Origin of the sequence: Pokkaliibacter sp. CJK22405 (genome assembly GCF_046614695.1) — a bacterium.
Classification (GTDB): domain Bacteria; phylum Pseudomonadota; class Gammaproteobacteria; order Pseudomonadales; family Balneatricaceae; genus Pokkaliibacter.
Genome location: NZ_JBKKHQ010000026.1, coordinates 77,840 through 103,230 on the forward strand (window position 1 = coordinate 77,840; position 25,391 = coordinate 103,230).

Sequence of the window (25,391 nt, forward strand, 5' to 3'; positions counted from 1 at the left end):
TGCCGGACACCGCTTTGATGAGGAGAAACTGATGAGCTCGCTGACGATTTACGCCGACACCCAGACCGACAAGCCGCTGCTGAGCACTGACAACGGTGAGGAAATCACCCGCCTGCTCAAAGAAGCCGGTGTTCGTTTCGAGCGCTGGGAAGCCAATACGCCCATCACTCCCGGTATGGAGCAGGACGCTATTCTGGCAGCCTATGCGGCGGATATTGATCGCCTCAAGCGCGAGAATGGCTACATCACAGTGGATGTTGTCAGCATGCACGCCGGGCATCCGGACAAGGTCGCTTTTCGTCAGAAGTTTCTGAGTGAGCATCGCCACACGGAAGATGAAGTGCGCTTCTTTGTTGATGGTCAGGGGCTCTTCTGCCTGCACATCGACGACAAAATTTATCAGGTACTGTGCTGCAGGAATGACCTGATCAGCGTCCCTGAAAACACGCCACACTGGTTTGATATGGGCAGTGAGCCCACCTTTACCGCCATTCGCCTGTTTAATAACACCGAAGGCTGGGTAGCGCATTTCACCGGCTCCGATATCGCCAGCCAGTATCCGCTGCTGGCCTGATCGCATCGATCAGCCGATGGAATATAAAAAGCCGCTTTCAAGAGCGGCTTTTTTCTTGTCTGGCGATCTGACTCAGGGCGCGTCGCTACGACGGCCAATATCACCGACACCCGGCAGTTTGAGGTAATGGTCGTACCAGTTATAGCCCAGCACCATGCCCAGAAGATTCAACTCCACCCCTTCATGTGCGGCCAAGGTGCCACCCAGGACGCCCCAGAGAGACACCTGATAACCGGTATCGCTGGGCGCCGGTGCAACAAAGCGGCTTTCACCAAGATAATCCTTGCCCAGGGCGTTACCCGGCAGCGCCACCGTAAGCTCCGGGACTTCCCGCACGACCCAGGCCACAAAGGTATTACTGTTCGGCCCCGGCCAGGCACGATACACATCATTATAGGGATAGCGGCGCTCCGCCTCGAAAATATGCGCAATGGCTTCTGCAGCCTTGGGGCCACGCAATTCACCGAGCAGCACAGGCTTTGACCCGAACCAGGCTCGGTCTGGCTGCGCCGTGCCAATACGCATGTGCGGCTGACGCCAGCCCAGTACCTGATGCACCACATAATCGCGGGCATCCACATCCTTGGTCGCAATCCAGGTGTGAACAGCAAAGGCACCTCGCCAGTTGTAGGCCCGGGCGCCATACACCTGCACGACAGCTTCAGGCGTGGTCGCCGGGTCAGGCGCCAGCTGGGCAGAACTGCGGTCGCTGTTCTGCCATGAGTGATGCAGGTCAATCTGACCGCTCAGCAATAAATACAGTGGCCCAAGCAGCAGGAGCACGACCACGGCAAGAGGATAGAGAATCAATCGACGCATGAGTTTCCAGACGATCAGCACACCCACCGGTAGGGTTGGATCTGCACTCGTTTTGCACCCTTTCCTTGCCTACCACAGCCTCATCATCGCCAGGCGATGAACCGGGAAAGAGCGCATTGGATGCTGTCTTCCGACACTGGGGAGAGACAGGCCATCGGCCTGTACTATCGGAAGAACAGCTGAGTCACTATAGGCAGGTGGCCGGTGTCGGAACCAGCGGCAGGGGATTTCAGGATGCTACGAGCTGGAACAAAATGCGGCGAAGCTCGGGTCGCATGACTGCTTTCCCAAGACTTCGCCGCAGAATAGAAACGCTATGGCGTGTGCTGAAATGCCCTAGCTTCGAGGTGCTGCCAGGGCATCGGCAGCGATATCGCTGGCTGAGTAGACGCCGGTATCCATAATCCAGCCAGAGACCAGCTCAGCCGGGGTCACATCAAAGGCGGGGTTAAAGACTTCAACATCATTAGGTGCCCAACGCGCTTCACCAAAGCTGCCGCTGACCCCAACAACTTCCTCCGCTGCGCGTTGCTCAATCGGAATGGCCGAGCCATCAGCACAATCAAGATCAACGGTGGTATAAGGCGCCACCACATAAAAAGGCACGTTGTGATGCCTGGCCAGCACCGCCAGTGAGTAGGTGCCAACCTTGTTGGCAAAGTCACCGTTACGGGCAATACGGTCAGCGCCAACGACGACGGCATCCACCTGTCCGTCGCGCAGCAGAATGCCCGCCATGTTGTCACATTGCAGGCGGTGGCTGATGCCGTACTTATCCAGTTCCCAGGTCGTCAGACGGCCGCCTTGCAGCAGCGGACGGGTTTCGTCCACCCAGACAAAAGGGGTTTTGCCTGCTTCCTGCAGGGCATAGACCACGCCCAGCGCAGTACCTTTACCCGCCGTCGCCAGACGGCCGGTATTGCAATGAGTCAGCAAGCGGACGTTGGCCGAAAACAGCTCAGCGCCGTTGGCCGCAATGCGGTCACAGAGGGCTATATCTTCTTCAAACAGGGCTTCGGCGGTGCGCACAAAGGCGACACGGTCGTTCTGTCGCAGGGAGGCCAGCATGCGGTCCATGCAGTGCATCAGGTTAACCGCGGTAGGACGGGCTTCACGCAGGGCAAGGGCGGAGTTTTCCAGCTGTTCACGGTCTGCACCCTGTTCGGCCAGATGAGCCAGCAGCAGGGCAGCACCGACGCCAATGAGTGGTGCGCCGCGAATTTTCAGCGCTTTGATCATGGCGATCATGTCGTCAACACTGTCACACGCAAGCCAGTTTTCTTCGTGTGGCAGGGCGTGCTGGTCAAGTATCCACAGGCGTCCCTGCTCGTATTTGATGGCGGTGGCCAGCAGGTTCTTCATCAGTGTTTCCTCCTCAGCGACCCTCGGCAAGCCGATCAGGTCGTGGGTCTTCCCCGTTTATTATCTGACCCGCAGACTCGCGTTTTCCGCACTTTTTTCGCTGCGGGTCGATCACCATAGCAGATTGATTTGCCGCCTCACAGCCTCTTTACACCGCCCCGCGACTTCACCCTGAAAGCCAACGGGGGTAAGCTATCTCCCCTTTTCTGATAACGACAATGCAAGGCTTACCAGAGGCTCCTCCATGACCCGCTATAAGACCTTCCAAACGGCCGATGCCCTGGCCTATGCCCTGGAACATACCGACCGCTTCGCCGGTCTCGATAGCACCGCACTGACCAGTGAAGAATTTGGCGATGGCAACCTCAATCTGGTGTTTCGCATCAGCCATCCCGACGGCGCCAGCCTGATTCTGAAGCAGGCGCTGCCCTACGCTCGCTGCGTCGGCGAATCCTGGCCCCTGAGCGTCGATCGCGCCCGCATTGAGGCCGAGGCCATGCTGATCGAGAGTCAGCTGTGCCCGGCGCTGGTGCCTGAGATTTATCATTACGATGCCGAACTGGCCGTCACCATCATGGAAGATCTGTCGGATCACCAGATCCTGCGCCAGGCGATGGTGGAAGGGAAACGCTTCCCGACGCTGATGCATGACATGGCGGTCTTCCTTGCCGACACCCTGTTTTTCACCTCGGACCTGTACCTTGACCCTGCCGAGAAAAAACAGCGCGTTGCCCAGTTTATCAACCCGGATCTTTGCAAGATCACCGAAGATCTCTTCTTCCTTGACCCCTATTGCGACCATGAGCGCAATAACTACTATCCCGGTTTTAATGAGCGCGCCTCCAAACTGTGGAGCCATACGGCCCTGAAAGCCGAGATCGCCGATCTCAAATACCGCTTCCTGACCAAAACCCAGTCGCTGCTGCATGGCGATGTTCACGCAGGCTCCATCTTCGTTCGTGAAGGCAGCACCAAGGTGATTGATGCCGAGTTTGCCTATTACGGCCCCGCAGGCTTCGATATTGGCTCCTACATCGGCAACCTGCTGCTGAACTTCTGTGCCCAGTGGGGCCTGATGGACGATGAGGATGCCCGCAACAACTACCGTCGCTGGATTCTGGAAGGTATCGACAGCTTCTGGAATACCTTTGCCGACCGCTTTACCGGCTATCTGGCGGAAAACACCAATGATCCGAGCCTGAATAACCTGCACTGGCAGTCACGCCTGATGCAGCGGATCTGGCACGACACTCTGGGGTACGCGGGAGCAGAAATGATTCGCCGCACCGTGGGCCTGGCCCATGTGAAGGATCTGGATGTGATCAGTGATCACACCCGCCAGCTGCAAGCTGCCGGACAGGCACTGGTACTGGGTGAAGCGCTGGTCATGCAGCGCCGCCAGCTCGACAACATGGGCGATGTCCTGACCATGCTGAGCGGTCTTGTCGAGTACTGAGTCCCTGTCCGGCACTTAGCCCTGTTGAAAAAAAACGCCCCGAGGGGCGTTTTTTAATCTCTGTCGGATGATACGGAGTTAGTCCGACACTAGGGTTAACAGGGTAATTTCTGAGGGTGCGCCTAAACGCTTGGGCGGCCCCCAGTAGCCGGTGCCGCGGCTGGTGTAAATCCAGAGTTTTGCCAGCCGGTCCAGTCCGGCCACAAACGGCTGCTGCATCGGCACGAAGTATTTCCACGGCCAGAACTGACCACCGTGGGTGTGCCCGGAAAGCTGCAGATGGAAGCCCGCTGCTTCGGCCGCCGTCGCTGAGCGAGGCTGGTGCGCCAGCAGGATTTTGACCGCTGAAGCAGGAATACCTTCAGCCGCAAGGTGCGGATCACTCGCCAGATGCGGGGTGAAGTGCCCTGCGCCGTAATCCGTGACGCCGGCAACGGCCAGAATATCGCCCTCTTTCTCCAGCAGCTCATGGCTGTTCATCAGCACCTTCATGCCCAGCCGGGCGAACTCCGCCGTCCAGGCTTCCGCGCCGGAGTAGTACTCATGGTTGCCGGTCACAAAGTAGGTGCCATAACGGGAACGTAAACTCGCCAGCGGTGCGGTGTGGTGGGAAAGCGCATCCACACTGCCATCCACCACATCCCCGGTGACCGCCACCATATCTGCATCCAGCGCATTGGCACGGTGGATGATGGCTTCCAGATAGCCCCGCTTGATGGTCGGCCCGACATGGATATCGGTCAGCTGCACAATTTTAAAACCCCGCCAGGCCGCCGGCAGATTGTGGATCGGCACCGAGACTTCCTTCACCCGCGCTGTTCGGCGCGCGTTGGCATAACCCATCAGAGTCATGAGTGCTGCGGCCGCCAACACCAGCCAGGCACTGGCTTCCCAGCTCACCGGTGGAATCGCCGTGAAAAGGCTGACGATGCCCATGCCGATATCACGCAGCAGCGTCACCACCAGCAGGGAGGAGAAAAAGCCCATCAAACCGTAACCGGCGATGACGAGTTTCTCGCGCAGTGGGTCTTTGAGCCCTTTGGGCATTTGCCGACGCGGCATAATCGCCAAGGGTTGCAACACCAGTGACAACACCGCCCAGAGGATCAGCACGGTCAGCCACAGGCCATTGCCCGGCAAGGCGACACTTAGGCGTAACACCAGATAGAGATGCAGCCCAACTAACAGCAGCACCATGATAAAAAGTCGGTTCACTCGAACCTCCTGCGCTCAAGGCTGGGAAAGAAAAGGTATATGGGCGCTGCGCTGGGCAACACAAGTGCCACCAGAGACGATTGCCCGGTTCACCACCGATAGACATAAAAAAAGGCCTCTTTCGAGGCCTTTCAATAACAACGATAACCAGCGTCTTCGTAACGAAGGAAGAGCCTGTTAACGCAGGAAGAGCTTGTACGCCTGATTGTCGCTTTCTTCCCAGTAGGGATAGCCCAGCTCATCCATCGCTTTGCGTGCTTCATCACGCTGCTCAGGATCAATCTGCAGACCGACCAGAATACGCGCCTCTGCCGCACCGTGATTCCGGTAATGGAACATCGAGACGTTGAAGCGATCGCCAAACTGATTGAGGAAACGCAGCAGCGCACCGGGTTTTTCCGGGAACTCGAAGCGGAACAGCTCCTCGTTGGTCACACCACTGGCCTGACCACCGATCATGTAGCGAATATGCAGCTTGGCCATCTCGTCATCGGAGAGATCAACCACTTCAAAATCCTTCTCGCGCAGGTTTTGCAGCAGCTCCTCCTTGCCTTCGCCGTGCTTGCCAAGGCTGATACCGGCAAATACATGGGCAGTGTTGGAGTCGGCATAGCGGTAGTTGAACTCGGTGACCGCACGCTTGCCCAGTGTCAGGCAGAACTCACGGAAACTGCCGGGACGCTCAGGCAGTTTCACCGCCAGTAATGCCTCGGTTTTCTCACCCAGATCCGTCCGCTCGGCCACGTAACGCAGGCGGGAGAAGTTCATGTTGGCGCCGGACACGATACCGATCAGGGTTTCGCCTTCGATATTTTCACGCTCAACGTACTTCTTCATCCCGGCGATGCTGGCCGCACCGGCAGGTTCAGGGATAGAACGGGTGTCGGTAAAGACATCCTTGATCGCCGCACAGATTTCATCGGTCGACACGGTGATCACTTCATCCACGTATTTGCGGCACAGATCAAAGGTATGCTCGCCGATCTGCGCAACCGCGATGCCATCGGCAAAGATGCCGACCTGCGGCAGCTTGACCCGCTCACCGGCATCCATCGCGGCTTTCAGGCAGGCCGACTCTTCTGACTCGACCGCGATCACGCGGACGTCGGGGTAAAGGTACTTAATGTAGACTGCAATCCCCGCCGCCAGGCCACCTCCGCCGACGGGGATAAAAATCGAATGAATCGGGCCGGATTCCTGGCGCAGAATTTCCATCCCGATCGTACCCTGACCCGCAATGGTGTAGGGGTCATCGTAAGGGTGAACGAAGACATAACCCTTCTCGTCCACCTGTTGCAGGGCATAAGCCAGTGCTTCGTCGAAGGTATCGCCGTGTAGCACCACCTGACCACCGCGCGCCTTGACCGCGTTGACCTTGATCTCCGGGGTTGGACGCGGCATGACGATCACGGCCTTCACGCCCATGACGCTGGCAGCCATCGCCAGGCCCTGGGCATGATTACCGGCGGAGGCACAAATCACCCCACGTGCACGCTCATCATCACTGAGCTGGGCCAGCTTGTTGTAGGCACCGCGAATTTTGAAGGAGAACACCGGTTGCAGGTCTTCACGCTTGAGGAGCACCCGGTTTTGCAGGCGGGCACTGAGGTTCGTCGCTTCATCGAGCGGCGTTTCCACAGCCGCCTCGTAGACACGGGAAGCCAGGATTTTCTTGATGTATTGATGAGGCATGATGCTCGGTCATTCCTTGAGGAATCTTCCGCTGGCCGCACAGCGCGGACAGGCGAGAACAGCGCCGAAGCGCCGCGACAGTCAGATCAGGAGATTCTAAGAGTGGCTTAACGGCAAGGAAGACCTGTGCCCTCCCCGCCTCGATTCCGGCCGCGCCAGGCCGGGACAATATTTAACCAGATGCAGACGCCCCGCGGTAGCCCGACTATAATGTCGCCTTGTCCTGCCCATGCACCCGAAAAGAACCCGACCATGACACAAGACGAGATGAAGAAGGCCGTCGCTCAGGCCGCCCTCGACCGCATTCTGCCGCACCTGGAAGACGATATGATTCTGGGCATTGGCACCGGCTCCACTGCCAACTTTTTCATTGATGCCCTGGCCGAACACAAGCTGCGTTTTGATGGCGCGGTGGCCAGCTCTGAAGCCTCCGCTCAGCGTTTGCAGGCGCATGGCATCCCCGTCTATGACGCCAATTCTGTCAGCAGGCTGCCCTTCTATGTCGATGGTGCCGATGAGTTTGACCCGCACTTCAACCTCATCAAAGGCGGTGGCGCAGCCCTGACGCGCGAGAAGATCGTCGCGGCCCTGTCCGGTGAATTCATCTGTATCGTTGACAGCAGCAAGAAAGTCGACGTGCTGGGCAACTTCCCGCTGCCGGTAGAAGTGATTCCCATGGCGCGCTCTTACGTGGCCCGTGAGCTGGTGAAACTGGGCGGAGACCCTGAATACCGTGAAGGCGTGACCACCGATAACGGCAACGTGATTCTGGATGTCTATAACCTGTCGATCACAGATCCCAAAGCCTTCGAGCAGCAACTGAACATGATCACAGGCGTTGTGACCAATGGCATCTTCGGCCATCGCGGTGCCGATGTGGTGCTGATGGGCACCCCTGAAGGCGTGCAGACCCTGAACAAAGCCTGAGTTCGCTGACGGCATCACCGCTGATCAGCCTCGCCATCAAGCGATGGCAGCACCCGGCAAGCAAAACGCCCCGAACCTGCGAAGGTCGGGGCGTTGTTGTTACTGGGTTAGCGACTGCAGCACAGGCAGCGTATTAGCCGTTTAGCACCTCGTTAAAGCCGTGAGGCGCCGAGCGTAAATACTGGGGCGGTGCCTTGACCTGTCCACCCAGCGCGACGGCGGCCTGCCAGGGCCAGTGCGGGTTAAACAGCATGGCACGAGCCAGTGCCACCGCATCCGCATCCCCCGTGCCGATAATCGCCTCGGCCTGCTGGGGTTCGGTGATCAGGCCCACAGCAATCACCGGCATTTTTACTTCTTCACGAATCGCCCGCGCATAGGGCACCTGATAGTTCGGCCCGACCGGAATCTGCTGCTGGGTCGAGAGGCCGCCGCCGGAGACGTGAATATAACTGCAGCCTTTGGCATCCAGCGCCTGGGCCAGCGCAATGCTCTGCTCCTCATCCCAGCCACCGTCGACAAAGTCGGTACCGGAAATACGCACACCCACCGGATGACTGGCAGGCACCACTTCACGCACGGCATCAAAGACCTGCAGCAACAGACGCATGCGGTTCTCCAGTGAGCCGCCGTAATTGTCGGTGCGCTGGTTAGACAAGGGTGACAGGAATTCATGCAGCAGGTAGCCGTGGGCGGCGTGCAGCTCGATCACTTCAATCCCCAGACGCACTGCACGTTCGGCGGCAGCACGGAAATCAGCGATCAGCGCACCGATATCTTCATCAGTCATGGCCTTGGGCAACCGATCATCCTCGGCAAAGGCCACCGCGGAGGGCGCGATCGTATCCCAGCCACCGTTCTCCTTGCTGAGTTGTTTGCCGCCTTCCCAGGGAATGGCGCAGGATGCCTTGCGCCCGGCGTGCGCCAGCTGAATGCCCAGCGGCATATCGCTGTATTTGCGAACACGCGCCAGGATTTCGCCGAGGCGTGTTTCATGCTCCTGCGACCAGAGTCCCAGGCAGTCCGGCGTAATGCGCCCGGCCGGATTCACCGCAGTCGCTTCAAGAATCAGCAGGCCTGCACCACTCAGGGCCAGTTGTCCGAGGTGCATGGCATGCCAGTCGGTGGCGAGACCATTGTCGGCACTGTACTGGCACATGGGCGCAATAACGATGCGATTGGTGAGGGTCAGCTGGTCCAGTGCCAGCGGGCGAAACAGAGCAGGGGAAGCCATGCAATCTCCTTGAGTCAGCACACCGTCAAACGGCCGCTGCGAACGATGAGTGTTGCCAGAAGATGTGCGGGCAAGTGGGCGAGGCTGCAAGGGAGCATGAGGCTACAGAGCGTTGTCCGGCGGTGGTACACTGTCGCCCCACGGAATATCCCCATGCCTTCGCACGATACGCAGCACGCTGCGTTCGTTGAAACGCGCGCCCTGCACTGCTCAGACTGGAAGTGACCCATGACCGATCGCCTGACCCTGACCCGCCCCGATGACTGGCACATTCACCTGCGTGATGGCGATGTCCTCGCCCACGTGGTGCCTGCTTCTGCCCGCCAGATGGGCCGTGCCATCATCATGCCGAATCTCAAGCCACCGGTCATGAACGCCGAGCAGGCGCTGGCCTATCGTGAGCGCATCCTGGCGCATCGCCCTGCGGGCAGCCAGTTTGAGCCACTGATGGTGCTGTATCTTACCGATAACACCACACCGGAAATGATCCGCGAAGCCAAGGCCACCGGCAAAGTCTCTGCGGTAAAACTCTACCCTGCCGGGGCAACCACCAACTCCGATAGCGGCGTGACTGATCTTGGCAAGCTGGATGATATCTGTGCGGCGCTGGCCGAAGCCGATATGCCCCTGCTGGTGCACGGCGAAGTGACCCACAACCACGTCGATATCTTCGACCGCGAAAAGCAGTTTCTCGACGACATTCTGGTGCCGCTGGTGGGCCGTCATCCGTCCATGAAACTGGTGGTTGAGCACATCACCACCCGTGAAGCGACCGAGTTCGTCCAGAGCCACGGCGATAATGTCGGCGCGACCATCACCGTGCAGCACCTGGCTTACAACCGTAACCACATGCTGGTCGGCGGAATTCGCCCGCACCTGTTCTGTCTGCCGATTCTGAAACGCAATGTGCATCAGGAAGCCCTGCAGGCAGCCGCGATCAGCGGTAGCCCCAAATTCTTCCTCGGCACGGACTCCGCTCCTCATGCCAAAGGCGCGAAAGAATCAGCCTGTGGTTGCGCCGGTTGCTACAGTGCTTATGCGGCCATCGAACTCTATGCCGAAATCTTCGAGGATCTGGGTGCACTCGACAAACTTGAGGGCTTCTCCAGTCACTTTGGCGCCGATTTCTATGGCGTTTCGCGCAATACTGACACCATCACTCTGGTCAAAAAGCCCTGGGAAGTGCCTAATGAATTTCCCTTCGGTCAGGACGCCATCGTGCCCCTGCGTGCAGGCGAAACCCTGCGCTGGCAGCTGGAGGGCTAAACCCCGAAAGCCGGCCGCTGTTTCGGCAGCGGCCAGATGTGTTCCCGGAGACCGGCGTGCCCGAAACCACTCGCCCCATTCCTCTTTTTCAGCGTTTAACGCTGCAACAACTGGTGTTGTTGCTGGCCGGTTTCACTCTGCTCGTCAGTCTGCTTATCGGCCTCTACGCCAGTTATCAGGTGAAGCGCCAACTACTGATTACCACCACGCTGGAAGCCAACCGCGCCTACTCCAGTAAAGTGGCCCAAACCACCGGCATGTTTCTTGAAGCTGCGATCAGTCAGCTGTCAGTGGCCGTCAGCCGTCTGCAGGATCATCAGGATGATTACAGCTTTATGGCCCATGAGCTGGCGCGCCTGCGTGAAGAGCAATACTTCAACTCGGTGGCCATCACCAATGCGGAAAACCGCATCATTGTTGCCTCTCCCGGCTCGTTGCAGCTGGAAGGCCGCTCCGTCAATCTCGACGCTATTCACTACACCGAGTTTGGCAATCTGCTGATTTCCGACCCTTATCACGCCTCCACCGGCCGCACGCTGGTGCTCTTTGGCATGCCCTTCATGAAAGACGGTGAGCCCAACGGCCACGTGTTTGGCAGTATTTACCTCAATAAGGACAGCGTGTTGCTGCGCTTGCTGAGCAGTCATGACTTTCAGGACGACAGCTATCTTTATGTGGTGGACCGCCACGGCCAGCTGATGCTGCATCAGGATCTGCGCCGTATCGGCGAAGATGTCTCACAAAACAAGGTGGTTCAGGATCTGATGGCCGGTAACACCGGTGCCATGTCGGTGATCAACAGCCGTGGTATCGAGATGCTGGCAGGTTATGCACCGGTAGAAAAAACCGGCTGGGGCATTGTCACCCAGCGGCCCATGCAGAGCATTACTGCCGAGCTGAATGAACTGATGCTGGTCACCCTCGGCCATGCTCTGCCCTGGCTGTTGCTGGTGCTGGCCGTGGTGTGGTGGCTGGCCTCGCTGATCGCCAGACCGCTGAATCAGCTGGCGGATATCGCAAGCAATATGGGCGATACCGATGTACTCGAACATGCCCGTACCCTGTCGACGCCCTACTCCGAGGCGCGCGCCCTGCGTCACGGTCTGCTCAAGGGCTTAAGTGCGCTGCATGTCACCCTGGACCGCCTTGATCATGAACGCCTGACCGACCCGCTCACCGGGCTGCTGAACCGTCGAGGCATGGAGCAGGCATTGGCGCGGGAGGCGGCGGAGAGCCAGTCCATGTCCGTTATCATTGCCGATATTGATCACTTCAAGAAGGTGAATGACACCTACGGCCATGACGTCGGCGACCATGTACTGGTGCATCTGGCCAGACAGCTGCAGGGCAAAGGCGTACCGGGTCAGATTATCTGCCGAAGCGGCGGGGAAGAGTTTATGATCCTGCTGCCGGATACCTCTCTGGAAGCGGCCGCCGAGCTGGCGAATGACTATCGCCGTCGTGTTGAGGCCAACCCGACTGAAGATCAGATCAGCATCACCATTTCGCTCGGCGTGGCCCATCAAAAGGGCAACCTCACCGAGCTGTCCAACACCCTCAAACAGGCCGACCAGGCGCTGTATCAGGCCAAGCATCAGGGCCGAAATCAGGTGATTGCGGCCTGATACCCGCTCATGCGGAACACTCTAGCAGCGCACAGGCTTTAGCCTTTGGCTTTCTGACGAGCCTCCAGTGCCGCCAGCTGCTCAGGCGTAGCTGGCGCCTGATGGTTGGCTTTCCACTCAGCGTAGGTCATGCCATACACCCACTCTCGCGCGGCATCGTCAGACAGCTCCAGCGAACGCTCGCCCGCCGCGGCCACCAGCCATTTGCTCAGGCAGTTACGGCAGAAGTCCGCCAGAATCATCAGATCAATGTTCTGTACGTCCTTGTTGGCATCCAGATGGCTCAGCAGACGACGAAATGCCGCCGCTTCCAGCTCGGTTTGTTCAGCAGGGCTCAGATGTTCTGGGGCTTTGGGGGCGGTCATCGGTATTCTCCTAAGCAACGTCATCAGTGAAAACTCGCGCCAGTGTAAACAAAGCCGGCGCAAAAATATAAAACCTGCACTTTTCGGGCTCATTGAGCTCAGCTGCGTCATCTGGCCACGCTGCAAACATCGCTGGCCCGGCCCTCGCGGATGGGTATACTCAGCAAAAGGCCACAAAATAAGGAAAAAGCCTGATGGATAAGAGCATGATGATCACTCTGGTGGTGACCGTACTGATACTCCTCTGGGGTGTGGTCACCTACAACGGCCTGATCACTCGCCGCCTGCGAGCTGATAACGCCTTCGCTCAGATTGAAGTGCAGCTCAAGCGTCGCTACGACCTGATTCCCTCGCTGGTGGAAACCGCCAAAGGCTACATGCAGCATGAGCGCGATACCCTGACCGACGTCATCGCCGCCCGCGATGGTGCTTCTCAGGCGCTGGGACGCCTGGCCGCCTCGCGCTCCGATGCCACGGCGGCTGCGCTAAGCCAGCAGGAGAATCTGCTGGGCGCCAGCCTTGAGCGCTTCAAGGTGACGCTGGAAGCCTATCCGGACCTCAAGGCCAACACGTCCATGCAGCAACTGGCCGAAGAACTTACCCACACTGAGAACAAGGTCGAACGTTCACGCCAGTTCTATAACGATGCGGTGACGATCTATAACACCTTCCGCCAGACGCTGCCCCAGGCGCCGCTGGCGCCCATGCTGGGTCACGGCAAGGATCTGCCCTTTCTGAATTTCGATGACACACCAAACCTGAACAAGGCACCGAAGGTCAGCTTCAGCTAGAGAGCAACGCTCTTATCTTTTCTACATCTACATCCACTATCGCGACCGCCCGTCCGGCTTGAATGGGTCATGACCCACAGGCCGGGCGGCCCGCTTCAAGGACCTTCACACGCCCATGGATTTCTGGGGACAACAAGATGCAGCACGGCGCGCCACCTGGCTGCTAACGCTCCTGCTGGTACTCGCCTCCATCGCGCTGGTGCTTTTCACCTCACTGCTCTGCGCGATCTTCCTTGGCGTGACAGAAAGCCGCGACCTTGCCCTTGATCAGCTAATGAGCCCTGCTCACTGGCTGCAACAAGTGCCGCTGCTGTGGATCAGTGCCATTGTGTTCATCACCATGGCGGGCTCCGCGATTTATCGCTCACTCAGCCTCAGCCGCGGCGGCTTTGATATTGCCCGTGAGCTGAATGCCCGCTTGATTTCGCCGGATACCGAAGAGCCCCGCGAACGTCGCCTGATCCGGCTGGTGGAGGAAGTGTCCCTTGGCGCCGGGGCCACGGTTCCGCCGGTTTACGTGCTGGATCATGAACACAGCCTGAATGCCTTTGCCGCGGGCCGTCAGCTCAGCGATGCAGTCATTGTCGTGACGCAGGGCGCCATGGATCACTTTGAGCCGCAAGAGCTCGAAGGTGTGTTCGGCCATGAGATCAGCCATATCATCAACGGTGACAGCCGGATTTATCTGCGGATGGTGAGTCTGCTTTATGGCCTGACGCTGCCCTTCCGGGTCGGGATTCGCATGATCGACGTGGTGCACCTGCACGATATGCCGAATGATCGCCGCGACCTGCCGGGAAAACGCTCACCCTGGCTGCTGGGCCTCGGTCTGTGCCTTGCCGGTTTCTTCAGCTATGTACTGGCAGGCGGTATTCGCGCGGCAATTTGCCGTCATCGCGAATATCTGGCCGATGCCTCCGCCGTACAATTTACCCGTAATCACGAAGGCCTCGCCAATGCCCTGCGCCGGATTGGCGGCCATGAACTGCAGGGCTATATGGTGCACCCCAAAGCGCTGGAATTTGCCCATCTTTTTATCGCCGAAGCGGATCTTCATTCCCTGCTGAAACTCTTTTCCACCCATCCGCCGTTACCGGAACGTATCCGCCGACTCTGGCCACGCTGGGATGGCAGCTACCTCAAGGAAGCCAGCGTACCAGTGGTACGGGAAAGTCTCCTGGAAACGCCGGATAAACCCCGCGAAGACCTGCCGGATATTCCCTATACCCCTCAGGCGGTGATCACAGCAGCGCTCATCGCAGGCACCGAGCTGATGGATCGGGAAGAAAGGGAAAACGCACCGGTGCAAAGCGATAACGCTGCCCCTAAATCTCCCTCTGTGGGTGACATTGACTACACCCCGGTCGCCACACCGGCAACGGGTGATATTGCCACCGGCGCCAGTGATCCGGTCGCGCGGCTGCTACCGAGGCTGCATCACGCTGATGAGGTCGGGTCGCTGTTACAGCAGATTATTCATCGCCAGGGCGCAGGCGAAGCACTGAGCCCGCAACAACGCTACGAAGCAACGTCGCTGGCACTGCCTACCTTGCTGCAACTGCCACGCAATGAGCGTCGCGAGCTGTATTTCAGCCTGCGCCAAAGCAGCGATGAAAGCCTCAGTAGCGACCGCCTGACCAGTATGCTGTTGAGTGTGTTACTGCGTGATCGCCTACGCAGGCTGGACGATGTGGCCTATCAGCGGCGTCAGCAATTCCCGCTGGGTCGGCAGAAATCCCGCGACGCCATTGCCACCGTCCTCGCCGGGCTTTGTCAGCTGTCCGGCATGTCGAATGCGCAGCAGCAGGATGCCTGGCAACAGGCCATGAGTGATAGCCAGCAGCTGTTAACGCGGGAAGATGCGATACCGCCGGTATCCCAACAGGGATGGGAAGCGGCACTGGTGATGACCTGCCGACTGGCGCCGAAGTGGAAAGCAATCCTCTTTAGCGCTGCCTGTCGCTGCGCCGGACACGATGATGAGATCACGCAGGAAGAGGCACAGTACCTCCGGGTACTGGCGCTGATGCTGGATTGTCCGCTACCGGACAGCGTTAAGGTCACCCGCCCGCAGCGCTGGCGTTAACTTAAGAGTTCACAGGCTCAGCGGGCGGTTTGATTACAAGGCTTAGCTACCCGGAGGCTGCCAGATCAGGGATTCTCGCGCCTGCTGGAACAGCAGGGTCGTCAGGTGGGCGACCAGCGGAGTATTCAGCCGCCAGTGGTGCCAGTAGAGGTCGACATCAAAATGGCGTTCGGGCGTAGGGTTAATCATCTCGCCGCTGGCCAGCGCATCCGCCACCATATCCTCGGCAATAAAGCCGATCCCCATATCCCTCTCAATGGCACTGATATAACCATCGACGGTGGGAATGGTGTGGTAATAGATATCGCCACTGCCCAACTGGTAATGCTCGCGCAGATAACGCCAGTGCAACTGGTCATCACGGTTGAAGATAATCGCCGGTGCGGCCCGCAGGCTGTCCTGCGTCACCCCCTTGGAGAAGAAACGATCACGAAAGCGCGGCGAGCAGACCCACACATAGCGCGTGGTGCCAAGGTACTGACGGTTACAGCCCGCCACCTGCGTATCCTGCGCACTGACGCAGCCGATCACTTCCCCGGCTTTGAGGCGCGCCAGTGTGCAATCCTGATCCTCAACGATCAGCTCCAGCACCACCTGATGAGAATGAAAAAACTCAGCCAGCACCGGCATCAGCCAGAGGGACATGGAATCACCATTCACCGCCAGGCGCATGTGGGTGTATTTCTCCCCTTCCGGGCGGACATCCTCAGACAGCGCCTGCTCCAGCAGCTGAACCTGCTGTACATGATGAAAAAGTTTCAGGCCAAGATCGGTGGGACGAATCGGGTTGGCACGGATCAGCACCGGCTGACCAAGGCGCTCCTCCAGTAACCGGATCCGCTGCGACACCGCCGATTGTGTCAGACACAAGAGGTCGGCAGCACGCTCAAAGCTTTGTTGTTGAATCACGGCAGCCAGGGCTTCCAGTAACTTGTAATCCAGCATGACAGCACTCGCGGTAAACAGTCGTAGAGAAACAGACGCCTTGGCGCCGCGCTCAGGGTAGCCTCTATTCTGGCAGAAGACAGCCTTGAACCTGTGCTTTTTTCATCTGCCCGGTCAGAATTCAGCCGCGTTCTACGAGCCGAATCGCTGTTCGCGGCCTCAAGGTGCACAGTATTTGCTCAATATCGCCTTTGCTTACGAGGCCCCGCCTTTAATAATAAGAATTATTGAGTAAAGATAGTCAGGTTATCAGCCCGTCTGATTTTTTGGAGGCAGAATGCGCATTACTCTTCGCCAGTTACAGGTTTTTGTGGCCATTGCCCGCAAGGGGAGTGTCAGCGCAGCCGCCGAGCAGATCGGCCTGACCCAATCCGCCGCCAGCATGGCGCTGGCCGAGTTGGAGAATCATCTGGGCGCGCCACTCTTCGACCGCCTTGGCCGTCGTCTGCGTCTTAGCCCTCTGGGGGAAACCCAGCTGCCCCTGGCGGAAGATATTCTCAATCAGGTGGAAACCTTCGAGCAAAGCGGCAGTCGCGCCATTGCTGGCCCATTTACTCTGGCCTCCAGCATGACGATCGGTAGCTATCTGTTACCACGTCTGGCGTTGGATTTTCTGGCCGATTATCCTGACGTCGATTTAAAGCTGCGATTGCGTAATTCTGCGGATGTTCTCCATGCCCTGCTCAACCTCGATGCGGATCTTGGCCTGATCGAAGGCCTGTGCCGTGAACCGCGACTGGCCTGTGTCCCCTGGCGACAGGATCGGCTCTTTCTGGTCGCGGCGCCGGACAGTCCCTGGGCCAGCTGCAAGGGGCGCCCGGAGAAACTGCTGGAAGCCCCGTGGATTCTTCGTGAATCCGGCTCCGGCACCCGTGCGGTTCTGGAACAGGTGCTTGGTAAAGACAGTCACCGACTGCATGTACGCTTGGAACTGGCCCATCATGAGGCCATAAAACAGGCGGTACTGGCTGGACTGGGCGTGGGTTGTTTATCCGAGCTGGCAGTACAGGAAGATCTGGCCGCAGGGCGATTGATTGATCTGTCCTGGCCGGGGCTGGACCTGACCCGCTCCCTGTCGCTGGTGTGGTGGCCTGAGCGTTACCTGAGTGGTGCCGCCCGAGCCATGATCCAGTGTCTGGGGCTTGAGGCGGAAGTGGCTGAAGCCACCGCTAACTGGTCCAAATAGCCACTGCTACAGGATCAGATAGGCCAGCCTTAAGCCATGAGCGGTAGGCTGCTGTAGCATACCGGGCAGGCGAACACGCCTTTGACTCATGGCTTTTGAATAACCGCAGAGACGATAGGCCGGATCATGGATTGACGCTTTTCACGGCTTATCCACCGTCTTTCACAGCCTTATCCACAATTTAATTCAACCTTTTCGTCTAGACCCGAACAAAATCCGACGGGTCCGATAAGGATATCCAAACCCTCTGGAGGATGATCATGTCCCTTTCCCTTAAATCCCGGACTCTTTGCGCGCTTGCCGTCGCCGGGACTCTGGCCATTGCTCCGCTGGCTCAGGCAGCGGATACCGGCAGCTCGAACCTCCAGCTGACTCCGGGAGCCGCGCCTTCCGGCAATGCAGCACCGGCCAAGCCCGCCAACATCACCACCATCAAGCGTATTGATGGCTGGATGCTGGCCAAGCGTGATATCCCCAACCGTGAGCACCAGTATTTCATCACCACGCCTCAGGCCAATGATCCAGGCAAGAACTCCACGTTCTTCACCCTGATCTGCATCCCGAGCCAGCCTGATCAGCTGATGCTGCTGCTGGAAAGTAAAACCGGCTTCAGCAACCCTGAAGTGAACTTCAAGGTTCAGCTGGGCGAGAAAGACTCCCGTGGCGGCAAGCTGAAGCTCTCCAAGTTCAGCGACAAGGATCCTAACCTGCACGCGATCCTGCCTGCTTCCAGCCCGATGCTGACGGATCTTAAGCGTTCTGATCCCTACTTTGCCTTCGGTTACGCCGGTAAGGATGGCAAGCCTGAAGAAGTGCACGCCTTTGCCTCCAAAGGCTCTACTGCGGCGATCACCTCGCTGCTGAGCACCTGCAAGAAAGGCTAAGTGCCGGTCGCATGACCCACGTTGCAGGCCTGATCTGCACATAATGAAAAACACCGCCCGAGGGCGGTGTTTTTTTATTCCTAGCTTATAGGCAGGCTGCCAACAGTTTTATCCACGCTTGCCCACAGGGTTATCCACAACCTGGATAACCCATGCCGCGGCTTTACTTGCCTGTCAGACCTTCACCACCCAACCCGCGACAGCTTCTCCGCGCATCCAGTGCGCCAGTTTCGAGGCGATCTGGCTGGTCGCTTCTTCCACCAGGGTTGCCGCAGCCACATGAGGAGTGATGATCATCTTCGGATGCTGCCAGAGAGGATTTTCGGCAGTGAGCGGTTCTTGCGGGAAGACGTCCAGCTGGGCACCGCGCAGATGATCCGAATCCAGCGCATCGACCAGCGCACGAAGATCAATCAGATCACCGCGCCCGGCGTTAATCACCACCGCCCCTTTGGGCAGCAAACCCAGGGTTTCAGCATTCAGCAGCCCCTTGGTTTCCGGTGTCGACGGCAGAATACCGATCAGTACATCCGATTCGGCCAGTAGCTGTGGCAACACTTCTGTGCCGTGCAGGCAGCGGATGCCTTCCAGCTCTTTGGGGGTACGCGCCCAACCCGTGACCTGATAACCCAGCTTCACCAGCTGCTGCGCCACATGGCCGCCAAGCTCACCCAGGCCAAGCACCGACACACGCAAAGAACCGGCGACCCGATAAGGATGGGACTGCCACAGGGCCTGTTCCTGCTGGCGCATGTAGGCATCAAAATCCCGCTGAAAATGCAGAATGCCGTGCAGCACATATTCGAACATCTGTTGCGCCATGCCGGCATCGGTCAGGCGAATCAGCGGTGTGCCCGAGGCAATATCATCACGCTTGTGAAAGCGGTCCAGCCCGGCACCGAGGGCAAAGATGCCTTTGAGATTCACGAACTCGGCGAAAAAACCTTCGGGCGGATTCCAGGCCGCCACATACTCCACCGCCTCTGGCGCCACATGATGTGGCCAGGCCACCACGGGCAGCGGCTGTAACTTGCGCTGCAGGCTTTCCAGCCAGGTGTCCCGGTCTGAATCCACGTAAAGATAAAGCATGGCGTCTCCTAGGCTTTAGGGCTTGCCAGCCTCAGGCGCCTACCTGAGCCAGCCAGTCGCGAAGATTATAGTAGTTTGTAATACGCGCGACCTTATTATCCTCAACATTGAAGAAGGCGCCAGCCGCCAGTTTGTAGGTTTGGCCATTGGCCTCAGGCAGGCCTTCATCCGTGGCCAGATAGGTGCCGTGCACCACAAACTCAGCAGCGGCCCAGCTGCCATCCTCACTGGCGACCACGCGAATCTCTTTGAGCTCCTCGCGGTAACTGCGATTCATCTTCTCCATAAAGGCCGAGAAGACGTCACGTCCGGTCTGACGCTCACCCTGATTAATATCGTGCTCGACGTTTTCGCTCAGCAGCGCCAGAAAGGCGGGCATATCCGCCCGGTTAAAGGCGTCGTAATAGGCATGGATCAGGGCTTCGGTACGGGCTTTGGCAGCACTCATTGGATGAAATTCCTTCACGTAAACAGGAGAAAGTTCGGGATGCAGGGTAAGTCACGCCTGCGTACGACCTGCAAGGCGCAAGGGCGCGACAGGTAGCATCGCATCTCCTGACGCTTCATGCTACGTTGCCAGCGACTATGGAATGACGCTCTCCGCCAGCTCTGCTGGCGTCTGATTCAGGTGCAATATGGAATCACACGCTATTACCCTGACGCCGCTGAACGGCCCTGCCATCACGCCTTTTATTGAGGATCTGGCGCGTCTGCGCATTCGTATCTTCCGCGACTACCCTTATCTCTACAAAGGCGATCTGGCCTACGAGGCAGACTACCTCTCCACCTACGCCCGCTCGGCGCGCAGTTTTTTCGTGCTGGCCCGCGATGGCGAGCGAGTCATCGGGATGTCCACCGGTGTCCCCATGAGTGACGAGATGGACATCTGCAAAACGCCCTTCCAGCGAGCAGGCTATAATCTCAAAGAGATTTTCTACTTTGGCGAATCGGTACTGCTGCCGGAATACCGCGGCCATGGTCTCGGGATCGGTTTCTTTAACGAGCGAGAAGCCTATGCCCGCCACCACGGTTTTAAAATCTGTACCTTCTGCGCCGTTGACCGGCCAGAGGATCATCCCCTGCGTCCGGCGAACTATGTGCCACTGGACGGATTCTGGGCTCACCGTGGCTATCGCAAGCACCCCGAGCTCAGTACGCTTTTCCCCTGGCAGGACGTGGACCAAAGTGAAAGCAGCGATAAGCCCATGACCTTCTGGCTTAAAACTCTGGAGCGATAATGCGCATTGCGGCCTGCCAATATCTGATCGAGCGTTTCGCGGACTGGGATAGCTACAGCGAGCATCTGACGACGCTCTGTCGGCAGGTGGCAGAAGAAGGCGCCACACTGTTGGTGCTGCCGGAATATGCCTCGATGGCGATAACAGGCCTGCAGGATGATCACCTCTGTGGTGATCTGCACGCCTCTATCGCTGCCATGCAGCCCATGCTCGGGCGCTGGTTTGCCTTCTGGGAGAAACTCGCCAACGAGCTTGGGGTCTACATCACGCCGGGCTCGATCCCCGTGAAAGACTGGGACGGCCACTATCGCAACCGCACCTGGCTGTTTGGCCCGGAAGGCAGCCTCGGCAGTCAGGACAAACTCATCATGACCCGCTTTGAGCGGGAAGAGTGGAATATCGCCGGGGGCGCGGGCTTGCGCGTATTCCGCCTGCCGGAATGCACCCTCGGAATTCTGATCTGCTATGACAACGAGTTCCCGCAACTGGCACGCCAGCTGACCGAAATGGGCGCCGATATTATCCTCGCCCCCAGCTGCACCGATACCGAGGCCGGTTACTACCGGGTGCGTGTCGGCTGTCAGGCCCGGGCACTGGAGAATCAAATCGCCGTCGTGCAATCGCCCATTGTCGGAACGGCCAACTGGTCACCGGCTGTCGATATCAATGTTGGCCGCGCCGGGGTTTTCGTCCCTCCGGATTACGGTATGCCCGCCAATGGCGTGCTGGGCGAAAGCCTCTCTCTTATGCCCGATACCAGCACCTGGCTGATGGTGGATCTTGATTTGGAGGCTCTGCGTGAGGTGCGCAAAACCGGTCAGGTGATGACCCGCCGCGACTGGCCTGAACAGTTTGACCCTGCCCGCTGCTTTCCTCTGGATATCTGAACTCATCGCCCACGCTCAATCGGGGAAGTGGCGTACCAGTCCCTTTTCGCGGAAGAATCAGGTATAACCCTGCCGCAGAAACCTTTGGTGATACTTGTTGAGGAACTTAACCCCGCTGTTGCCCGTCCAAACGGGCATCGTGCAGGCGGCCGGGTTCCAAGGATTCAGGCTCGCCACAACTCCCGCTTCCTTTGCAGAGAACGACACCATTCATGAGTGCTGCTGATTCAACCCTGCTGGATACCCGTTCCCACCGGCATTTCCTGCGCAAGGCCTGGGCCTTGACCTCGCCTTACTGGAGCCGCTCCGAGGAGCGTAAAAGCGCCTGGCTGCTGCTGATCGTGATTATTTCGATGGCACTGGCGAACGTTTATCTCTCGGTCTGGTTTAACAGCTGGTACCGGGATTTCTACAACGCCCTGCAAGACAAGAACGTCGAGACCTTCTGGGTGCAGGTGGGCTGGTTCTGTCCGGTGGCGCTGATAAGCATTGCCCTGAGCGTGTACCAGTACTATCTCACCGGCATTCTGCAGATTCGCTGGCGCCGCTGGCTGACGGATGTCTACTTCAAGCGCTGGCTGGGCGAGCATGCCTACTACCTGCTGGAAGTCAGCGGCGACAAGACCGATAACCCTGACCAGCGTATCTCCGAGGATATCAACCAGTTCACCGATACCACCCTCAGCCTGACCCTTGGCCTGCTGCGCTCGGTCGTCACGCTGTTCAGCTTTATCGCCATTCTCTGGGGTCTATCCGGCCCACTGAGCTTCACCCTGAGCGGTCATGAGATCACCATTCCCGGCTACATGGTCTGGGTCGCGGTTATTTACGCCGTGGTCGGCAGCTACCTGACCCACAAGGTGGGCAGCCGCCTGATCGGGCTTAACTTCGAGCAGCAGCGCGTCGAAGCCAACCTGCGTTTCTCCATGATTCGTATCCGTGAGAACGCCGAGCGCGTGGCGCTGTACGGCGGTGAGCAGGAAGAAATGCGCACCCTGAAAGACCGTTTTCAGGGCGTGTGGAGTAATTTCTGGCAGATCATGCGGGTCCAGAAACGCCTGATCGCCTTTACCAGCGGCTATGCGCAGGTGGCGGTGATTTTCCCCATCGTCGTTGCCGCGCCGCGCTATTTCAGTGGCGCTATCCAGCTTGGCGGCCTGATGCAGATCAACAGCGCCTTTGGCCGGGTACAGGATGCCCTGAGCTGGTTTATTGATGCCTATAGCAGTCTGGCGGTATGGCGTTCGGTGGTTGACCGTCTGACCAGCTTTAACGAGCGACTCGATGCCGCCGAACGCGCCGAGCAGGCCCACAGCAAACAGCACATCACCGAAAACCGTCTGGAGCTGAGCCAGCTGACCCTCAAGCGCCCGGACCATCATCCCCTGAAAACCATCCATAACCTGAGTATTGAAGCAGGCCAGCACACCCTGATCAGCGCGCCCTCCGGCAGCGGCAAGAGCGTGTTGTTCCGCACCCTTGCCGGTATCTGGCCCTGGTGGCAGGGGGAGATTGGCCGTCCGGCCAGTACCCTGTTCCTGCCGCAAACGCCCTATCTGCCGATTGATCGCCTGAAAGCGGTGATCAGCTATCCTGAGGCGCCGGACACCTATAGCGATGAAGCCGTGCGTCAGGCCCTGATCGACTGCCGACTGGAAGCCTATGTTGACCGTCTGGAGGAAGAGCAGCACTGGGCACATGCCTTGTCACCGGGTGAGCAGCAGCGTATTGCTATTGCCCGCGCACTGCTAAAAGCACCGGCGTGGCTGTTCCTCGATGAGGCCACCTCGGCACTGGATAAAGCGCTGGAAAGCCACCTTTACCAGCTGCTGAAAAGCCGTCTGCCGAACACCACGCTGATCAGCATCGCCCACCGCGAGCAGCTGGAGCAGTTCCACGAGCAGCGCTGGCTGCTGAGTGAAGATCGGATGGAGCCCATCGCTCACTAACCGCCATTCATCCCAGTGCCAGTGACGTCTCAACCACGTCCTGGCCACTTGAGATCAAGCCGCCTTCGGGCGGCTTTTTTATGCCTGAACCCAGAAAGCCTGCCGCCTCATTGCGGGATTGTTGCGATCGCCACCCGCCCCTGTTCCCAGCCTCCAGCCCGCCACAGGCTGGCCTCATCAGCCGCTGGCGTGGTACAACATAGCGTTATAACCCTAAGGTAATAACGAATATCCATGTCAGATCTACATCCCCTGTTGCAACTGCCACCCCAGCGGCTGACCCTGCTCAAGGCCCTGGCCGAAGAAGGCTCCATTTCTGCAGCAGCGCGCAGTGCAGGCGTGAGCTATAAAACCGCCTGGGACTGGATCGATAACCTCAATAACCTCGCCAGCGAACCACTGCTCACCCGCAGTACCGGCGGCAAAGGCGGTGGTGGCAGCCAGCTGACCGACTATGGCCGCGCGCTCATCGACGGGCTGGAGCAGTTGCAGCTGGCACAGCAGCAATTGGCTGCCGTCAGTGAAAACTTCCTCAGTCAGCCGCAACACCTGAGCGATACCCTGCGCCGTATGACCCTGAAAACCAGCGCGCGCAATCAGCTGGCCGGCACTGTGACAGCGATTACCCCCGGCGCGGTGAATACCCTGATCGGCATCAGTCTGGGTGGCGATGACAGCCTGCGGGTGCAAATCACCAACGACAGTGTTGCTCTGCTGGAGCTCTCACCCGGCGCGCCGGTGATCGCTCTGATCAAAGCCAACGCACCGATGCTGGTCGACTGCACGGGGGCGAAGGTACAGACCAGCGCCGTGAACCGGCTGGCGGCGACGGTGGAAAACATTCAGCCCGGTGCGGTCAATGCCGAGGTGAATTTACGCCTCAGCAGTGGTCGCTCCCTGACGGCCATTATCGAACTCTCCACCCTTGAGACGCTGGCGCTCACGCCGGGCAAGCACATTGAGGCGTGGATTTCCCCTGCTCATATTCTTCTCGCGACCGGTTTCTGACCTTCGCTTTCTCTGCTGCCAAGGAGCTGCCCCATGGTTTTTTCTGCCTCACGTCTGACCACTTTGCTTGGTCTTGGCCTGTTCGCCGGTATGGCCAGTGTTGCCCATGCCGATACCGCCACCGTGGCCGTCGCTGCCAATTTCACCGGCACCATGGAAAAGCTGGAGAAAAGCTTTGAAACCAGCTCAGGCCATGAACTGAAAGTCAGCTACGGCTCCACCGGCAAGCTCTATGCACAAATCAGCAATGGCGCACCCTTTGATATTTTCCTTGCGGCCGATCAGGCCCGTCCGCACAAAGCCGTCGAAGCAGGGCTGGCGGTAGCCGATTCCGAATTCACCTATGCCCAGGGCGTGCTGGCGCTGTGGAGTACAGAGCCTTTGAGCAGCGATGATCTGGCCACCGTCCTCAGCGGTGACTATCAGCACCTGGCCATCGGCAACCCGGTGACGGCGCCTTATGGTCTGGCTGCCACCCAGACGCTACAGTCCCTGAAACTCTGGGATAGTCTTAAGGACAAACTGGTGCAAGGTGATAACATCAGCCAGACCTATCAGTTCGTCGCCACCGGCAATGCCGAGCTGGGCTTTGTGGCCCTGTCGCAGGTCAAGGATGGCGAGCAGGCGGGAGCCTCCCTTACCGTGCCAGGCCAGTATTACCAGCCCATTCGTCAGGATGCAGTCATGCTCAAACAGGGTGCCGATAATGCCGCGGCCCAGGCCTTTTATGCCTACCTGAAATCGCCCGAGGCACGTCAGGTGATTGAAGCCTCCGGCTACCGTTAATGGACCC

Annotated in this window: 23 protein-coding genes; 14 read left to right on the forward strand and 9 right to left on the reverse strand. The window is 58.6% G+C overall.

From position 1 onward, the window contains the following. Positions 1-31 precede the first annotated feature (31 nt). Entirely contained in the window at positions 32-574 is a 543-nt protein-coding gene (locus ACKC9G_RS16940; RefSeq protein ID WP_411407580.1) for a 1,2-dihydroxy-3-keto-5-methylthiopentene dioxygenase, read from the forward strand. Between the two features lie 72 nt (positions 575-646). Here ACKC9G_RS16940 and ACKC9G_RS16945 read toward each other — a convergent pair whose 3' ends face one another. Both ACKC9G_RS16945 and mtnA read right to left on the reverse strand, forming a co-directional pair. Further along, the gene (locus tag ACKC9G_RS16945) at positions 647-1,393 is read right to left on the reverse strand and encodes a DUF3750 domain-containing protein (RefSeq protein ID WP_411407582.1); all 747 of its coding nucleotides are present in this window, start codon (positions 1,391-1,393) and stop codon (positions 647-649) included. Positions 1,394-1,729: 336 nt separating this feature from the next. Beyond that, positions 1,730-2,755: an S-methyl-5-thioribose-1-phosphate isomerase gene (mtnA, locus tag ACKC9G_RS16950; RefSeq protein WP_411407584.1), complete on the reverse strand. Its 1,026-nt coding sequence runs from the start codon at positions 2,753-2,755 to the stop codon at positions 1,730-1,732. A 244-nt stretch (positions 2,756-2,999) separates the two neighbouring features. Between mtnA and mtnK the strand changes: the two genes are divergently transcribed. Then, complete coding sequence (gene mtnK / locus ACKC9G_RS16955) at positions 3,000-4,211, forward strand: S-methyl-5-thioribose kinase (RefSeq protein ID WP_411407586.1); 1,212 nt, start codon at positions 3,000-3,002, stop codon at positions 4,209-4,211. Positions 4,212-4,289: 78 nt separating this feature from the next. On the opposite strand, the gene ACKC9G_RS16960 is transcribed toward mtnK, so the two are convergent. Beyond that, on the reverse strand, positions 4,290-5,426 hold the full coding sequence (locus tag ACKC9G_RS16960; RefSeq protein WP_411407588.1) for a metallophosphoesterase: 1,137 nt from the start codon (positions 5,424-5,426) through the stop codon (positions 4,290-4,292). 177 nt (positions 5,427-5,603) lie between these two features. Further along, the gene (gene ilvA / locus ACKC9G_RS16965; RefSeq protein WP_411407590.1) at positions 5,604-7,118 is read right to left on the reverse strand and encodes a threonine ammonia-lyase, biosynthetic; all 1,515 of its coding nucleotides are present in this window, start codon (positions 7,116-7,118) and stop codon (positions 5,604-5,606) included. A 252-nt stretch (positions 7,119-7,370) separates the two neighbouring features. On the opposite strand from ilvA, the gene rpiA reads away from it, so the two are divergent. Beyond that, positions 7,371-8,045 (forward strand): ribose-5-phosphate isomerase RpiA, encoded by a 675-nt coding sequence (gene rpiA / locus ACKC9G_RS16970; RefSeq protein WP_411407592.1) that lies wholly within the window; start codon positions 7,371-7,373, stop codon positions 8,043-8,045. A gap of 133 nt (positions 8,046-8,178) precedes the next feature. Here the strand turns inward: rpiA and ACKC9G_RS16975 are convergent, their stop codons facing one another. Further along, positions 8,179-9,279, reverse strand: coding sequence for an NADH:flavin oxidoreductase/NADH oxidase (locus ACKC9G_RS16975; protein ID WP_411407594.1), 1,101 nt, complete (start codon positions 9,277-9,279; stop codon positions 8,179-8,181). A 228-nt stretch (positions 9,280-9,507) separates the two neighbouring features. Here ACKC9G_RS16975 and pyrC point away from each other — a divergent pair, with 228 nt between their 5' ends. Beyond that, entirely contained in the window at positions 9,508-10,545 is a 1,038-nt protein-coding gene (pyrC, locus tag ACKC9G_RS16980; protein ID WP_411407596.1) for a dihydroorotase, read from the forward strand. 56 nt (positions 10,546-10,601) lie between these two features. After that, positions 10,602-12,170: a diguanylate cyclase gene (locus ACKC9G_RS16985; RefSeq protein WP_411407598.1), complete on the forward strand. Its 1,569-nt coding sequence runs from the start codon at positions 10,602-10,604 to the stop codon at positions 12,168-12,170. 38 nt (positions 12,171-12,208) lie between these two features. Here the strand turns inward: ACKC9G_RS16985 and ACKC9G_RS16990 are convergent, their stop codons facing one another. After that, positions 12,209-12,535 carry a DUF1244 domain-containing protein gene (locus ACKC9G_RS16990; protein ID WP_411407600.1) on the reverse strand — a complete coding sequence of 109 codons (327 nt, stop codon included), beginning with the start codon at positions 12,533-12,535 and terminating at the stop codon, positions 12,209-12,211. Positions 12,536-12,729: 194 nt separating this feature from the next. Between ACKC9G_RS16990 and ACKC9G_RS16995 the strand changes: the two genes are divergently transcribed. Next, entirely contained in the window at positions 12,730-13,326 is a 597-nt protein-coding gene (locus ACKC9G_RS16995; protein ID WP_411407602.1) for a LemA family protein, read from the forward strand. A 115-nt stretch (positions 13,327-13,441) separates the two neighbouring features. Further along, complete coding sequence (locus ACKC9G_RS17000) at positions 13,442-15,412, forward strand: M48 family metalloprotease (protein WP_411407604.1); 1,971 nt, start codon at positions 13,442-13,444, stop codon at positions 15,410-15,412. A gap of 42 nt (positions 15,413-15,454) precedes the next feature. Here ACKC9G_RS17000 and ACKC9G_RS17005 read toward each other — a convergent pair whose 3' ends face one another. Next, positions 15,455-16,357: a LysR family transcriptional regulator ArgP gene (locus tag ACKC9G_RS17005; RefSeq protein WP_411407606.1), complete on the reverse strand. Its 903-nt coding sequence runs from the start codon at positions 16,355-16,357 to the stop codon at positions 15,455-15,457. A 277-nt stretch (positions 16,358-16,634) separates the two neighbouring features. On the opposite strand from ACKC9G_RS17005, the gene ACKC9G_RS17010 reads away from it, so the two are divergent. Further along, positions 16,635-17,543: a LysR substrate-binding domain-containing protein gene (locus ACKC9G_RS17010; RefSeq protein ID WP_411407608.1), complete on the forward strand. Its 909-nt coding sequence runs from the start codon at positions 16,635-16,637 to the stop codon at positions 17,541-17,543. 260 nt (positions 17,544-17,803) lie between these two features. Next, positions 17,804-18,427 (forward strand): hypothetical protein, encoded by a 624-nt coding sequence (locus tag ACKC9G_RS17015; protein WP_411407610.1) that lies wholly within the window; start codon positions 17,804-17,806, stop codon positions 18,425-18,427. 174 nt (positions 18,428-18,601) lie between these two features. Here ACKC9G_RS17015 and ACKC9G_RS17020 read toward each other — a convergent pair whose 3' ends face one another. Both ACKC9G_RS17020 and ACKC9G_RS17025 read right to left on the reverse strand, forming a co-directional pair. Continuing rightward, complete coding sequence (locus ACKC9G_RS17020; protein WP_411407612.1) at positions 18,602-19,516, reverse strand: 2-hydroxyacid dehydrogenase; 915 nt, start codon at positions 19,514-19,516, stop codon at positions 18,602-18,604. A gap of 31 nt (positions 19,517-19,547) precedes the next feature. Continuing rightward, positions 19,548-19,964: a ketosteroid isomerase-related protein gene (locus ACKC9G_RS17025; RefSeq protein ID WP_411407614.1), complete on the reverse strand. Its 417-nt coding sequence runs from the start codon at positions 19,962-19,964 to the stop codon at positions 19,548-19,550. A gap of 187 nt (positions 19,965-20,151) precedes the next feature. On the opposite strand from ACKC9G_RS17025, the gene ACKC9G_RS17030 reads away from it, so the two are divergent. From ACKC9G_RS17030 to modA, 5 genes are all read left to right on the forward strand, one after another. Next, entirely contained in the window at positions 20,152-20,754 is a 603-nt protein-coding gene (locus ACKC9G_RS17030; RefSeq protein WP_411407616.1) for a GNAT family N-acetyltransferase, read from the forward strand. Then, positions 20,754-21,641 (forward strand): carbon-nitrogen hydrolase family protein, encoded by an 888-nt coding sequence (locus ACKC9G_RS17035; RefSeq protein ID WP_411407618.1) that lies wholly within the window; start codon positions 20,754-20,756, stop codon positions 21,639-21,641. Before ACKC9G_RS17030 ends, ACKC9G_RS17035 begins: the two co-directional genes overlap by 1 nt. A 212-nt stretch (positions 21,642-21,853) precedes the next feature. After that, entirely contained in the window at positions 21,854-23,590 is a 1,737-nt protein-coding gene (locus ACKC9G_RS17040; RefSeq protein ID WP_411407620.1) for an ABC transporter ATP-binding protein/permease, read from the forward strand. 234 nt (positions 23,591-23,824) lie between these two features. Next, positions 23,825-24,598 carry a TOBE domain-containing protein gene (locus ACKC9G_RS17045; RefSeq protein WP_411407622.1) on the forward strand — a complete coding sequence of 258 codons (774 nt, stop codon included), beginning with the start codon at positions 23,825-23,827 and terminating at the stop codon, positions 24,596-24,598. A 33-nt stretch (positions 24,599-24,631) separates the two neighbouring features. Then, positions 24,632-25,384 (forward strand): molybdate ABC transporter substrate-binding protein, encoded by a 753-nt coding sequence (modA, locus tag ACKC9G_RS17050; protein ID WP_411407624.1) that lies wholly within the window; start codon positions 24,632-24,634, stop codon positions 25,382-25,384. Positions 25,385-25,391: the final 7 nt, after the last annotated feature.

What these genes read in the sequence shown, in the direction of transcription:
- ACKC9G_RS16940 (WP_411407580.1), top strand. Translation starts at nt 32, where the DNA reads ATGAGCTCGCTGACGATTTACGCCGACACCCAGACCGACAAGCCGCTG.
- ACKC9G_RS16945 (WP_411407582.1), bottom strand. Translation starts at nt 1,393, where the DNA reads ATGCGTCGATTGATTCTCTATCCTCTTGCCGTGGTCGTGCTCCTGCTG.
- mtnA (WP_411407584.1), bottom strand. Translation starts at nt 2,755, where the DNA reads ATGAAGAACCTGCTGGCCACCGCCATCAAATACGAGCAGGGACGCCTG.
- mtnK (WP_411407586.1), top strand. Translation starts at nt 3,000, where the DNA reads ATGACCCGCTATAAGACCTTCCAAACGGCCGATGCCCTGGCCTATGCC.
- ilvA (WP_411407590.1), bottom strand. Translation starts at nt 7,118, where the DNA reads ATGCCTCATCAATACATCAAGAAAATCCTGGCTTCCCGTGTCTACGAG.
- rpiA (WP_411407592.1), top strand. Translation starts at nt 7,371, where the DNA reads ATGACACAAGACGAGATGAAGAAGGCCGTCGCTCAGGCCGCCCTCGAC.
- ACKC9G_RS16975 (WP_411407594.1), bottom strand. Translation starts at nt 9,279, where the DNA reads ATGGCTTCCCCTGCTCTGTTTCGCCCGCTGGCACTGGACCAGCTGACC.
- pyrC (WP_411407596.1), top strand. Translation starts at nt 9,508, where the DNA reads ATGACCGATCGCCTGACCCTGACCCGCCCCGATGACTGGCACATTCAC.
- ACKC9G_RS16990 (WP_411407600.1), bottom strand. Translation starts at nt 12,535, where the DNA reads ATGACCGCCCCCAAAGCCCCAGAACATCTGAGCCCTGCTGAACAAACC.
- ACKC9G_RS16995 (WP_411407602.1), top strand. Translation starts at nt 12,730, where the DNA reads ATGGATAAGAGCATGATGATCACTCTGGTGGTGACCGTACTGATACTC.
- ACKC9G_RS17000 (WP_411407604.1), top strand. Translation starts at nt 13,442, where the DNA reads ATGGATTTCTGGGGACAACAAGATGCAGCACGGCGCGCCACCTGGCTG.
- ACKC9G_RS17005 (WP_411407606.1), bottom strand. Translation starts at nt 16,357, where the DNA reads ATGCTGGATTACAAGTTACTGGAAGCCCTGGCTGCCGTGATTCAACAA.
- ACKC9G_RS17010 (WP_411407608.1), top strand. Translation starts at nt 16,635, where the DNA reads ATGCGCATTACTCTTCGCCAGTTACAGGTTTTTGTGGCCATTGCCCGC.
- ACKC9G_RS17015 (WP_411407610.1), top strand. Translation starts at nt 17,804, where the DNA reads ATGTCCCTTTCCCTTAAATCCCGGACTCTTTGCGCGCTTGCCGTCGCC.
- ACKC9G_RS17020 (WP_411407612.1), bottom strand. Translation starts at nt 19,516, where the DNA reads ATGCTTTATCTTTACGTGGATTCAGACCGGGACACCTGGCTGGAAAGC.
- ACKC9G_RS17025 (WP_411407614.1), bottom strand. Translation starts at nt 19,964, where the DNA reads ATGAGTGCTGCCAAAGCCCGTACCGAAGCCCTGATCCATGCCTATTAC.
- ACKC9G_RS17030 (WP_411407616.1), top strand. Translation starts at nt 20,152, where the DNA reads ATGGAATCACACGCTATTACCCTGACGCCGCTGAACGGCCCTGCCATC.
- ACKC9G_RS17035 (WP_411407618.1), top strand. Translation starts at nt 20,754, where the DNA reads ATGCGCATTGCGGCCTGCCAATATCTGATCGAGCGTTTCGCGGACTGG.
- ACKC9G_RS17040 (WP_411407620.1), top strand. Translation starts at nt 21,854, where the DNA reads ATGAGTGCTGCTGATTCAACCCTGCTGGATACCCGTTCCCACCGGCAT.
- ACKC9G_RS17045 (WP_411407622.1), top strand. Translation starts at nt 23,825, where the DNA reads ATGTCAGATCTACATCCCCTGTTGCAACTGCCACCCCAGCGGCTGACC.
- modA (WP_411407624.1), top strand. Translation starts at nt 24,632, where the DNA reads ATGGTTTTTTCTGCCTCACGTCTGACCACTTTGCTTGGTCTTGGCCTG.